Annotated in this window: 9 protein-coding genes; 4 read left to right on the forward strand and 5 right to left on the reverse strand. The window is 72.9% G+C overall.

The features are described 5' to 3' along the window. Positions 1-256 (forward strand): DUF475 domain-containing protein (locus ACIP67_RS41830; protein ID WP_401699626.1); only part of this gene is annotated, 256 nt, incomplete at its 5' end. 40 nt (positions 257-296) lie between these two features. Here the strand turns inward: ACIP67_RS41830 and ACIP67_RS41835 are convergent. The 5 genes from ACIP67_RS41835 to ACIP67_RS41855 all read right to left on the reverse strand — a co-directional run bounded on the left by ACIP67_RS41835 (position 297) and on the right by ACIP67_RS41855 (position 5919). Continuing rightward, positions 297-1328: a hydroxyacid dehydrogenase gene (locus tag ACIP67_RS41835; protein WP_401699628.1), complete on the reverse strand. Its 1032-nt coding sequence runs from the start codon at positions 1326-1328 to the stop codon at positions 297-299. A 1-nt stretch (position 1329) separates the two neighbouring features. After that, entirely contained in the window at positions 1330-2211 is an 882-nt protein-coding gene (locus ACIP67_RS41840) for a carbohydrate ABC transporter permease (RefSeq protein WP_401699631.1), read from the reverse strand. Continuing rightward, positions 2208-3128, reverse strand: a complete 921-nt coding sequence (locus tag ACIP67_RS41845) for a carbohydrate ABC transporter permease (protein WP_401699634.1) — start codon at positions 3126-3128, stop codon at positions 2208-2210. The genes ACIP67_RS41840 and ACIP67_RS41845 overlap by 4 nt, the downstream gene beginning before the upstream one ends. Before the next feature lie 139 nt (positions 3129-3267). Further along, entirely contained in the window at positions 3268-4590 is a 1323-nt protein-coding gene (locus ACIP67_RS41850) for an ABC transporter substrate-binding protein (RefSeq protein WP_401699636.1), read from the reverse strand. 174 nt (positions 4591-4764) lie between these two features. Further along, positions 4765-5919, reverse strand: a complete 1155-nt coding sequence (locus ACIP67_RS41855; RefSeq protein WP_401699638.1) for a substrate-binding domain-containing protein — start codon at positions 5917-5919, stop codon at positions 4765-4767. A 318-nt stretch (positions 5920-6237) separates the two neighbouring features. Here ACIP67_RS41855 and ACIP67_RS41860 point away from each other — a divergent pair, with 318 nt between their 5' ends. The 3 genes from ACIP67_RS41860 to ACIP67_RS41870 are packed head-to-tail and all read left to right on the forward strand — an operon-like array spanning position 6238 to position 11208. Then, positions 6238-8679 (forward strand): polysaccharide lyase 8 family protein, encoded by a 2442-nt coding sequence (locus ACIP67_RS41860; protein WP_401699640.1) that lies wholly within the window; start codon positions 6238-6240, stop codon positions 8677-8679. Further along, the gene (locus ACIP67_RS41865; RefSeq protein ID WP_401699643.1) at positions 8679-9431 is read left to right on the forward strand and encodes a heparin lyase I family protein; all 753 of its coding nucleotides are present in this window, start codon (positions 8679-8681) and stop codon (positions 9429-9431) included. The genes ACIP67_RS41860 and ACIP67_RS41865 overlap by 1 nt, the downstream gene beginning before the upstream one ends. 37 nt (positions 9432-9468) lie before the next feature. Further along, the gene (locus ACIP67_RS41870; protein WP_401699645.1) at positions 9469-11208 is read left to right on the forward strand and encodes a beta-galactosidase; all 1740 of its coding nucleotides are present in this window, start codon (positions 9469-9471) and stop codon (positions 11206-11208) included. Positions 11209-11550 lie beyond the last annotated feature (342 nt).

Genomic DNA, 11550 nt, shown 5'->3' on the forward strand with positions numbered 1-11550 from the left:
CACCCTCGACGACTACGTCTACCTCGAACACGGCGCCCACTACGCCATCGGCGCCCTCGCCATGATCCTGCTGGTCACCATCCAGTACCAGATCAACGAGATCATCACCGGCCTGGTCGGCGTCGTGCTGATCGCCTGGTCCTTCTGGTCCTCCGTCCGCCGCAACAAGGCACTCGCCGCCACCGAGCACGCGGCCGACCCGGACGGGGTGACGGGCGTCGGTGCCGCCCCGGGTGCGTCGCGCCCGGTCGGCTAGACGGTTCCCGGGCGTCGCCCCGGTGGCCCCTCCTCGCCCGTCAGGCGCCGTGGAGGAGGTCACCGGGGCGCACCGGGTGCGCGAACGGCAGGCCCTGGGCGTAACGGGTGACCTCCGCCGCCGCGTGGTCGGCCATGCGGCCCAGCTCCCCGCCGAGGGAGCCGGCGACGTGCGGGGTCAACAGCACGTTCGGCAGCCGGAACAGCGGCGAGTCCGGGGGCAGCGCCTCCGGGTCCGTGACGTCGAGGACCGCGTGGATACGGCCGGACGCCAGCTGGGCGGTGAGCGCGTCGGTGTCGACCAGGGAGCCGCGCGCGGTGTTGACGAGGGTGGCGCCGTCGGGCAGCAGGGCCAGCCGCCGGGCGTCGAACAGGTGGCGCGTCTCGGGGAGTTGGGGGGCGTGCAGGGAGACCACGTGACTGCGCCGGGTCAGGTCGTCCAGACCGACGGCCTGGACACCGAGTCGGGCGGCGCCCTCGTCGTCGAGGTAGGGGTCGTGGACGAGAACCGTGAAGTCGAACGGCCGGAGCAGCTCGATCACGCGGCGGCCGGTCCGTGAGGCACCGACGATCCCGACGACGCGTCCGTAGTTGCCGTGACCGGTGTAGTAGGGCAGCAGCGCGGGAGCGGCACGGTTCTCCCGGTAGGTCCGCGCACTGTCCAGCACCCGCTTGCCCGCCATGATGATCATGGCCAGCGTGTACTCGGCGACCGGCAGGGCGTTGACCGCGGCGGCGCTCGAGACGGTGATGCCCCGCTCCCACACCGCCTCGGTGACGTGATGCTTCACGGACCCCGCGGCGTGCACGACGGCGCGCAGCCGGGGCATCCGCGCCAGTGCGCGTTCCGTGAGCGGTGGACAGCCCCAGTGGGTGAGCAGAACCTCCGTCCGCGCGAGGTCCGTCGTCGCGGTGGGGTCCGCGAAGTCGGTGACCAGCAGGTCCGGGTCGAGATCGGCCACTGTCCGCAGCCGGTCCACGGCACCCTCCGCGCGCAGGGCGTCACGGGTGTCCGGTGACATGGCGAGGACGGTGCGGGGGCGACGCGGGGCGGGTTCGGCAAGGGCGGTCATCTCACTTCACCGCGCCGGTGGTGAGACCCGAACGCCAGAAGCGCTGGAGGCAGACGAAGGCGATGATCAGAGGCAGGATCGAGACCAGGGCCCCGCTGATCGTCAGCATGTAGAACTCCGGGTTCTGCTGGGAGGACTTGCTCCAGATCGCCAGACCGAGGGTGACCGGGTAGAGCTTGTCGTCGCTCAGCATGTAGAGCGGCAGGACGAAGTTGTTCCAGCTCGACGTGAAGGTGAACAGGAACAGTGTGACGAAACCGGGCGCGATCATGGGCAGTCCGACCGAGCGGAAGACACGCCCTTCACCGGCGCCGTCCATGCGGGCGGCCTCGACGACCTCGTCGGGGACGTGTCCCTCGGAGAAGACCCGGGCGAGGTAGACGCCGAACGGGTTGACCAGCAGGGGGACGAGGACGGCCCCGTAGGTGTTGTCCAGGCCCGCCTTGCTCGCCAGCAGGTACTGCGGCAGGACGAGTACCGCGCTCGGCACCAGGACACCCAGCAGGACGACGCCGAACACCTTCTCCTTGTGCCGGAAGTCGTACTTGTCGAAGGCGTAGCCGACGGCCGTGCTCACGAAGGTGGAGGCCAGGCAGCCCAGGCCGAAGTAGAGGACGCTGTTGAACAGCCAGCGTCCGTAGACGCCGTCGTCGTGCCGGAAGAGGTCGCCGAGGTTGTCCAGGAGGTTGAAGTCGGCGAAGGTGAAGCCACCGGTGCCGACGAGATCGCCGTGATCCTTGGTGGCGGCGACGAACAGCCAGGTCAGCGGCATCAAGGTGTAGAGCGAGAAGACGGCGAGGACGCCGTTGACGACGGCCTTCGAGGTCCATGGGCCGGAGCGTGCGCCGTGCCGGGGCACGCCGGTGCCGGTCTGCGTTTTCATGCTGCCTTCCAGCGGTTTCCGAGCGTGGTCACGGCGTAGGACAGGGCGCCGGCCAGCAGCGCGATCATGAGGGCCGCGGCGGAGGCGACCCCGGAGCGGTGGTCGACGAAGGCCGCCTTGTGCACGAACATCACCGGCGACCAGTCACGGTTGATGGCCTCGGACTGGGTGGCGAGCATGTACGGCTCGTTGAACAGCTGGACCGCCCCGACACAGGTGAACAGGACGCTGAGGACCAGTGCGGAGCGGATGTGCGGCACCTTGATCCGCAGGGCGGTACGGATCGCGCCGGCCCCGTCCATCGTGGCCGCCTCCAGCGTCTCCCGGGGGACCGCCTGGAGCGCGGCGTAGAGGATGACCATGTTGTACCCGACGTAGTGCCAGGTCACGATGTTGACCACCGACGGTACGGCCAGCCCGGACGAGAAGAAGTCGACGCTCAGGCCCGCGGTGGCGAACCACTCCATCACCGGGCTGAGCCCGGGGGAGTAGAGGTACACCCAGATGATCGCGGCGATCACCGTGGGCACCGTGTAGGGCAGGAAGAGGGCGAGCTGGAACAGGCGCCGGGCCCGTGCCGCGGCCGAGTCCAGCAGCAGCGCGAGCAGCAGTGCCGCGCACGTCATCAGCGGGACGTAGACCGTGAGGTAGGCGGCGACGTGGAGGAAGGACGCGCGCAGGGCGGTGTCGCCCAGCGCGTCGGCGTAGTTGCCCAGTCCGACGAAGACGGTCTCGGTGCCCCCGAAGCCGAGGCCGGAGGACTGCTCCCGGAACAGGCTCGTCCACAGGGCGTAGACGACGGGGGCCACCATCACGAGCGCGAAGAGAGCGAGGAACGGGACGATGAAGACGGCGGCGGCGCGTCGCTGGGCGCGCCCCGGTGAGGGCCGGGCGGGGGGCGGAGCCGGGACTGTCATGGATCCTCTGGAAGAGAAGAGAAGAGAAGAGAAGAGAAGGGAGGGAGGGAGTGAGAGGGACAGGGACAGGGGTGGGGCGGGGCGGAGGTGACCGGGCGGCCGGAGGCTCTTGAGCGGTGGCACGCGCACGGCGGTGCGCTCAGCCGTCCGCCCTCTTCAGGCCCCGCTGGTCGAGTGCCTTCACCGCGGCCTTCTGCGCCGCCTCGAAGGCTCCCGTCCAGCCGCCCTGGGCGACGGCGCCCTCGAACGCCTCGTTGACCGAACCCTGCACCGGCCCCCACGTCCAGCCGGGGACGATGGTGTCCACCTGGGCGGCCGCCACCTCGTACAGGTCGTTGGCGAAGTAGTTGCCGGAGGCCTCGGCGAAGTCCGCCGCCGCGACCTTCTGGAGCTCCGGGTCGGCGGGCAGGACGCTGCTGGGTGCCTCGGCGTCGGCGAGGCGGGCCGTCATGGCGGCGGGGTCGGTGGTCAGCCACTCGATGAACTCCGCGGCCGCCTCGGTGTGTTCGCTGCCCTTGGGGACCGCGAAGGACGTGCCGCCCCAGGAGCCGGTGGCCGCCTCGCCGTCCCAGGTGGGCAGCGGCGCGACCGCCCAGGTGCCCTTCTGCTCGGGTGTCTGGGAGATCAGGCCGGCGCCGCTCCACGGGGCGCCGATGAAGGAGGCGACCTGGCCCTTCTTCCTGGCGGTGCTCTCCTCCTCGCTCCACGCGGGGTGGTTGAGGACCAGTCCGTCGCGGACCAGCCCGTCCCAGAACTTCGCGACCTTGAGCGCGGCCCGGTCGTCCAGGTCCACGGTCCAGGCGTCCCCCTCGACGCCGAAGCCGCGCGAACCGGCCTGCCAGGCCACCCCGTTGACGAACGGTACGTCGCCGCCCCTGGGAGCGTTGAGGATGCGGACGCCGTCGTCGGCGGCCTTGATCTTCTCCGCGGCCGTCGCGAACTCCGCCCAGGTGCGGGGGACGCCGACACCGGCCTTCTCGAACAGGTCCGTCCGGTAGTACAGGAGCTGCGGGGTGACGTCGAACGGCACGCCCCAGGTGCGCCCGCCGGGAGTGACCAGGGACCGCAGGGCCTCCGGGAAGGTCTCGACCAGCTTGCCGGAGTACTCGGTGAGGTCCTCCAGGTTCCCCTGGCTGGCGAACTCGGGAAGCATCGCGTACTCCATGCCGACGACATCGGGGGCGTTGCCGGCCTCGATCGCGCTGTCGATCTTGGAGTAGCCGTCGGCCCCCGCGGTGATCTCGGTGTAGTCGACGCGGATGTCCTGGTGGGTGGCGTTGAAGGCGTCGACGACGTCCTGGGTGCCGACCATCCACGACCACATGGTGAGGGTGACCGGCTTGCCGTCCGACGAACCGCCGGCCGGTGCGTCGGACGCGCCGCTGCACGCGGTGGCCAACAGCGTCAGACACCCGAGGAAGGCCGTGAGGGCGAGGCGCGGGGTGCGGTGGGCAGACGTCATTCCACTGGCTCCTAGGATGCGCGAGCCGCCTCAGGAGTTGAGGCGATCGCGGGCCATCTTTTGTGCCACAACGATCGCCGTCAAGAGCGAATGAACAACTCGATCAAAACAATCAGTTCAGGGCGCGTCCCACCGCCCGTCGGATCGCGGACCGGTCGACGGCGGAGCGGTCGATCACCTCGGCGAGGCGCTGGAAGCCCGTACGGTCAGCCGGGGGACCAGCGACACATGACGGCTCGGCGCCACCTCGGCGGCGCTCGGGGCACCGCCCCCGACCGGGGGCCCGGCGGGGCCGGCGGACGCCGTCGACCGGGCGGCGAGCCGTGCGAGCATCATGTCGACCGCCGTCTCCCCGACGGCGAGCCGCGGCGGCGCCACGGCAGTCAGCGGTACGTCGGCCAGCGCCGCCATCTCGTCCTCGTACGCCACCAGCGACACGTCGTCCGGGACGGACAGCCCCAGTTCGCGCAGCCGCTGCACCACGCCGATGGCGGTCTGGTCGTTGTGGACCAGGGCCGCCGTGACGCCCTCGCGCCGCACCGCCCGGTGCAGCCGGCGCGCGGCCTCGTCCAGGCTCCCCGGATCCTGCGGATCCACGGTCACCGGTTCCCGCACGGTCAGCCCACAGGCCGCGACCGCGGCCTCGTACCCCTCGCGGACCTGCGGTGACGTCGGATTGTCCTGGGCGAGGAGGGCGATCCCGGTGTGGCCGAGGCCGGCCAGGTGGTGCACCGCGGCGGCACCGCCGAGCACATGATCGGAGCGCACGCTGTCCAGGTGGGCCAGCCGGCCCCCGAGCGGGATCCGGCGGTCCACCAGGACGGCCGGCACGCCGAGTGCCAGCAGCTGCCGCTCCTGCTCGGCGGTCGGCACCCCGCGCACCCAGCCGGGCTGGAGCAGCAGCCCGTCGACGCCGCCGTCGAGCATCCGCTCGATCTGGGCGGTGTCCTCCTCGGGCCGCCAGTGCGCGATGCCGAGCACCAGCCGCCCCCCGCGCGCCGCGAGGGCGTTCTGCGCGCCGCGGACCAGCTCGGCGAAGTAGTGCTCCATGCTGGGCACCACCATGCCGAGCACCACCCCGGCGGGTACGGCGGCGGGCCGGGGACCGGCGCTCTCCTCGGGCGTCACCGCGGCCCGCGCGGGCTCGGGCCAGGACACCGAGCCGTGCAACCGGGTCAGCCGCCCCTGCTCGGCGAGCGCCTCGACGTCGCGCCGCACCGTGACGGCCGAGACGCCGAGCTCGTCGGCCAGCTCCGTCACCCGCAGGCTCCCCCGCTTGCGCACGATCTCCAGCACCCGCTCATGGCGCTGATTGACATGCAGCCGCATCCTTCGTCCTCCTGGTCAGCCCCCGGATCGTGCGCGTTCCACCGTACTCTAGTGATCGAATCTTACGGAGCTTACGTATTGAGCGTCTTGCGCATGTCGTGCTAGAAACCCATCCACCGAGTTCCTGCACCACCACCGAGTTCCCGCGCCACCGCCAAGTTGCTGCGCCACCCGTTCCCGTGCGCCGAGTGCACTGAGTGCCCCGAGTACGCCGCGTCCCGCCGTCGAGAGGTCTCCTGACGGCGCGACGCCCGGCGCCCTCCCTCCTCCCCTCCTCCCTTCCTCCCCTTCCCCCCTTCCTCCGGGCTTGGAGACGCCATGCCAACACCCTGGTCACGCCGTGGTTTCGTCAAGGCGACGGGCGGTGCCGCCGCAGCGCTGGGGCTCGCCGGCGCCGCCTCGGCGACGGTCCTGTCCCGCCCCGCCCACGCCGCCGAGGAGTTCGCGTCGCTGCGCGCCACCTGGCGCGGGCTGATCCTCGGCTCCGGCTTCAGCCCCACCGCCGAGCCGTTCGCCTCGAAACTCGCCCAGCTGGGTGCCAGTGCCGCCGCCTGGCGCACCGCCATGCGGCCCGTGCCGGGTTCGCTGTGGCCCGAGATGGTCTGGCTGGACCCGGAACCCGACACCGACTCCGCCTCGTACACCTACTCCGGCCAGATCCAGCTCACCCTGCAACGGCTGCGCTCGATGGCGGAGGCGTACGCGCAGCCCGGCACCGGCCTGACCGGCGACGACGCCTTCGCGGCGGACGTGGTGGCCGGTCTGCGGCACGTCGTCGACGACGTCTACCACGCCGGCCAGGCACGCTACGGCAACTGGTACAACTGGCAGATCGGCGGCCCGCAGGCCCTGCTGGACGCGGCGATCGTCCTGCACGACCACCTCGACACCGAGCTGCTCACCGCGATCACCTCCGCCGTCGGCGCCTTCGTCCCGGACAGCGCGGTCGCCTCGTACACCGGCACCTCGACCGGCGCCAACCGCGTCGACCTGTGCCGGACCATCGTGCTGAGCGCTCTGGTCGGCGAGGACGCCGGCCGGCTCTCCATCGCCGCCGCCGCCCTCTCCCCGGTCTTCCCGTACGTCACCTCCGGCGACGGCCTCCACCGGGACGGCTCCTTCCTCCAGCACACCTGGGTCCCCTACGCCGGTTCCTACGGCGCCGACCTGTTCACCGGCCTCAGTCTGCTGCTCGCGCTGCTCGCGGGATCGCCGTGGGAGATCACCGACCCGGCCCGGGAGAACTACTTCGACGCCGTCGAGCGGGCCTGGGCGCCCTTCCTCTACAACGGTCTGTGCATGGACGCCGTCTCCGGGCGGGCGATCTCCCGCGGGGTGCCGCCGGGCGAGTCGGCCGGCCCCAACGACGACCATCTGCGCGGCCACTCGATCATCGCCTCCGTCGTCGCGCTCGGCCGGGCCGCCGGCCCCGAGCGGAACGCGCGCTGGCGAGCCATGGCCAAGGGCTGGATCCGGCGGGCGTACGTCAGCCCGCCGCACACCGACCCGATGCTGAGCGTCTACAAGCTCGCCGAGTTGCAGGACGTCGCGGACGACGACACGGTCACCCCGCTCGCGGAGCCGGTGGAGCACCGGCTGTTCCCCGCGCAGGACCGGGCGGTGCACCGCCGCCGGGGCTGGGCGGCCTGTCTGTCCATGGCGTCGGAGCGCATCGCCCACTACGAGTGGGGCAACGGGGAGAACCTGCGCGGCTGGCACACCGGCGCCGGCTGGCTGTCGTGGTGGGGCGAGGACACCGGCAACGAGCAGTACTCGCAGTCTTTCTGGGCGACCGTCGACCCCTACCGGCTGCCCGGCACCACCGCCTCCCGCAAGAGGCTCACCGACGGCGAGGGCGGGCAGTGGGGCGCCGAGCGTCCGGCGGTGACCTGGGTCGGCGGGACGACCGACGGCACGTACGCCGCGGTGGGCCAGCATCTCAAGGGGCTCTCCTCCACCACGCAGGCCCGCAAGTCCTGGTTCTTCCTGGACGAGGGGATCGTCTGCCTGGGCGCCGGCATCACCGCGTCGGACGGGGAGGGCGTCGACTCCGTCGTCGACAACCGCCGCCTGGGCGCCGACGGCACGGAGGCCGTCACCGTGGACGGCCGCCGCCTGCCCGCCGTCCTGGGGCGCACGGACACCCTGACCGATCCCCGCTGGGCACACATCGCCGGCCACGGCGGCTACCTCTTCCCCGAGGGAGGCGGCGTCACCGTACTGCGCGAGGAGCGCACCGGCCGGTGGAGCGACATCAGGACCGGCTCCTCCACCACCGTCCTCACCGACCGCTACCTCACCCTGTACGTCGACCACGGCACCGATCCGGTCGACGCGTCCTACGCCTACGTCCTGCTCCCCGGCGCCGGGGCCGCCCGCACCGCGGCCCACGCCGCCCGCGGGCGGGCCCTGTTGACGGTCCTCGCCAACACGGCGCAGGCCCAGGGCGTGCACGCTCCCGCCCTCGGTGTCACCGCCGTCAACTTCTGGGCGGCGGGCACGGTGGGCGACCTCACCGCGAGCGCGCCCTGCTCGGTGCTGATCCGGCGGCGCGGCGACGGCACCACCGTGCTCTGCGCCGCCGACCCGACGCGCACGCTTCGCTCGCTCACGCTGACCTGGCGGCGCCGGACCACCGAGGTCGTCTCCCGGGCGGGCACGGTCACCCACGCGGCCCCGGGCCGGAACCTCACCCTGACGTTCGGGGACCTCACCGCCGAGGCGGGCGCGACGCAGAAGACCGTCGTGAGGAGCGTCTGATGGCGCCCACACGGCGACGGACACCCCGGGCACGGCGCTCCGCCCCGGTGGTGGTGGCGGTGGCGCTGGCCTGGTCGGCGGCGCTCGCCCCGTCCGCGCACGCCGCGACCGTCTGGGACGGCGACGCCGCACAGGGCACCGGCGTCTTCGGCAGCGTCGAGTGCGCCGAACCCGGCAGCCTGGTCACCGCGGCCAACCCGGACGGACACGGCACGATCTTCCGCTACACCAAGCCCAGCGGCCTGATCCGCTGCGAGTCCCGCGGTCTGTCGGTCGACGGCGCCCGCTACACGTTCGCCGCGGACTCCACCTACTGGTTGGGCTGGGAGTCCCAACTCTCCACCGTCAGCGGCGACTTCGTCGTCTGGCAGTGGAAGTCGTACCCGAACGCCGACCAGAACTACCCGCTGATCATGACCGTCAAGGACGGCGCCGTACGCCTCTTCCACGTCGGCACCGACGCGGCCTGGAACCTGATCTGGTCGGCGCCCGTCGCGGCAGGCGCCTGGCACCGGTTCGCGCTGGGCGTCCACACCTCCGCGTCGGCGTCCTCCGGCTGGGTCGAGCTGTACTTCGACGGGACCGCGCAGACCTTCACCGACGGCGGCACCCGTTTCACGGGACGCACCTGGGACAGCGCCAACGAACCCAAGTGGGGCGCCTACGACCGGGACACCCCGGAGAGCGACGTCGTCCACCGCGTCGACGGCCTGCGCATGGGCACCACCCACGCCGATGTCGCCGACGACTGAACCGCCGCGCGAGGCGGGCACCGAGGAGCCACCGCAGATGACCGACGCACGCACGGGACCCGTCTTCACCGTCGGGGACCGCGACTTCCAGCTCGACGGACGGCCCGTGCGGCTGCTGTCCGGGGCCCTGCACTACTTCCGCGTCCACGAGGCCCAGTGGGGGCACCGCCTGGCGATGCTGCGCGCCATGGGACTCAACTGCGTCGAGACGTACGTGCCGTGGAACCTGCACGAGCCGCGCCCCGGCGAGTACCGGGACCCGGAGGCGCTGGGCCGGTTCCTGGACGCGGCGCAGGCCGCCGGACTGTGGGCGCTGGTCCGGCCGGGGCCGTACATCTGCGCCGAGTGGGAGAACGGCGGTCTGCCGCACTGGCTCACCGGCGCCGTCGGGTCCGGGGTCCGCACCCGGGACCCCGCCTTCCTGGAACCGGTGCGGCGCTGGTTCGGCCGGCTGCTGCCGCAGGTGGTGCGGCGGCAGATCCACCACGGCGGACCCGTGCTCATGGTGCAGCTGGAGAACGAGTACGGGAGCTACGGCTCCGACCGGCAGTACCTGGGCGAACTCGCCGAGGTGCTCCGGGACGCCGGGGTGACGGTACCGCTGTTCACCTCCGACGGCCCCGAGGACCACATGCTGACGGGCGGTTCGCTGCCCGGCGTGCCCGCGACGGTCAACTTCGGTTCGGACCCGGCCGCGGCCTTCCGCGCCCTGCGCCGCCACCGGCCCTCGGGCCCGCTGATGTGCATGGAGTTCTGGTGCGGCTGGTTCTCCCACTGGGGGGAGACGCCGGTGCCGAGCGACGCCGGGGACGCGGCCGCGACGCTGCGCGAGATCCTCGCCGCCGGGGCCTCCGTCAACCTCTACATGGCGCACGGCGGCACCAGCTTCGCCGGCTGGGCGGGCGCCAACCGCTCCGGCGACCTGCACGACGGCGCCCTCCAGCCGACGGTGACCTCCTACGACTACGGCGCCCCCCTCGACGAACGGGGCAGGCCCACGGAGAAGTTCCGGCTCTTCCGCGAGGTGCTGGCCGCCCACGCCGAGGAGCCCCCGCCCGCCCCGCCACCGGCCCCGCCGTCCCTGGCGGCGCCCGTCACCTGCGCCCTCGCCGCCTGGACCCCGCTGGAGGAGGTGGTCGACGCCCTCGGCGGCGAGGAGAGCGTGTCCGGCCGGCCGGCCACCTTCGAGGAACTGGACGTCGACCGCGGACTCGTGCGCTACCGGCTGCGCGTCCCCGGCCCCCGTCCGGCGCTGCCCCTCACCCTCCCCGGAGCCCGGGACCTGGTGCGGCTGTACGTCGACGGCGTGCGCACGGAGCCGGGCACCCCCGTCGCCGGCCCCGCCGACATCGAGGTGTGGGTGGAGTCGCTCGGCCGTGTCAACTACGGACCCCGCCTGGGCGAGCCCAAGGGCCTGACCGGCGGCGTCCTCCACGAGCGGCAGTACCTGCACGGCGTACGCGCCCGCGGCCTGCGGCTGGACGCCTTCGACGACGCCGGTGCCGTCGCCGCCCTGCCGTCCCGGGCACCGGAGGGCACGGACCCCGGCCTGTACCGGGGTGCCGTCGACGTTCAGGGCCCCGGCGACGCGTCCCTCGAACTGCCCGGCTGGCGGTGCGGCTTCGTCTGGGTCAACGGATTCTGCCTGGGACGCTACCGGTCCGAGGGCCCACAGCACTCCCTGTACGTTCCCGGACCCGTACTGCGCCGGGGCCGCAACGAGGTGTGGGTCCTGGAGACGGAACGCGCGGGGGGCGGCACGGTGCGGCTGACGTGACACGGGGCACGGACGCGCCGCGCCGTGATCGAGCGCGGACGGTGACCGGGTGACCCGGTGACCGGGTGACCCGGTGACCGGGTGATCACGGGGTCCCCGCGCGGACCGTCACCGACCGACCGGCGTGGACCGTCACCGACCGACCGGCGTGGACCGTCACCGACCGACCGGCGCGGACCCTCACCGACCGACCGGCGTGGGCCGTCACCGACCGACCGGCGTGGGGCGGGGGCGCCCCCCCCCCCCCCCCCCCCCCCCCCGGGGGGGGGCCCCCCCCCCCCCGGGGGGGGCCGCGCCCCCCCCCCGGGCGGGTTGGCCGCGCAGCCCCCCCCACGGGCCCCG

The sequence above is a fragment of the Streptomyces sp. NPDC088812 genome, assembly GCF_044750285.1.
GTDB lineage: Bacteria > Actinomycetota > Actinomycetes > Streptomycetales > Streptomycetaceae > Streptomyces.

Bases quoted from the DNA above. Each gene is read 5' to 3' on its own strand.
- ACIP67_RS41845 (WP_401699634.1), bottom strand. From the start codon at position 3,128: ATGACAGTCCCGGCTCCGCCCCCCGCCCGGCCCTCACCGGGGCGCGCC.
- ACIP67_RS41855 (WP_401699638.1), bottom strand. From the start codon at position 5,919: ATGCGGCTGCATGTCAATCAGCGCCATGAGCGGGTGCTGGAGATCGTG.
- ACIP67_RS41865 (WP_401699643.1), top strand. From the start codon at position 8,679: ATGGCGCCCACACGGCGACGGACACCCCGGGCACGGCGCTCCGCCCCG.
- ACIP67_RS41860 (WP_401699640.1), top strand. From the start codon at position 6,238: ATGCCAACACCCTGGTCACGCCGTGGTTTCGTCAAGGCGACGGGCGGT.
- ACIP67_RS41850 (WP_401699636.1), bottom strand. From the start codon at position 4,590: ATGACGTCTGCCCACCGCACCCCGCGCCTCGCCCTCACGGCCTTCCTC.
- ACIP67_RS41835 (WP_401699628.1), bottom strand. From the start codon at position 1,328: ATGACCGCCCTTGCCGAACCCGCCCCGCGTCGCCCCCGCACCGTCCTC.
- ACIP67_RS41840 (WP_401699631.1), bottom strand. From the start codon at position 2,211: ATGAAAACGCAGACCGGCACCGGCGTGCCCCGGCACGGCGCACGCTCC.
- ACIP67_RS41870 (WP_401699645.1), top strand. From the start codon at position 9,469: ATGACCGACGCACGCACGGGACCCGTCTTCACCGTCGGGGACCGCGAC.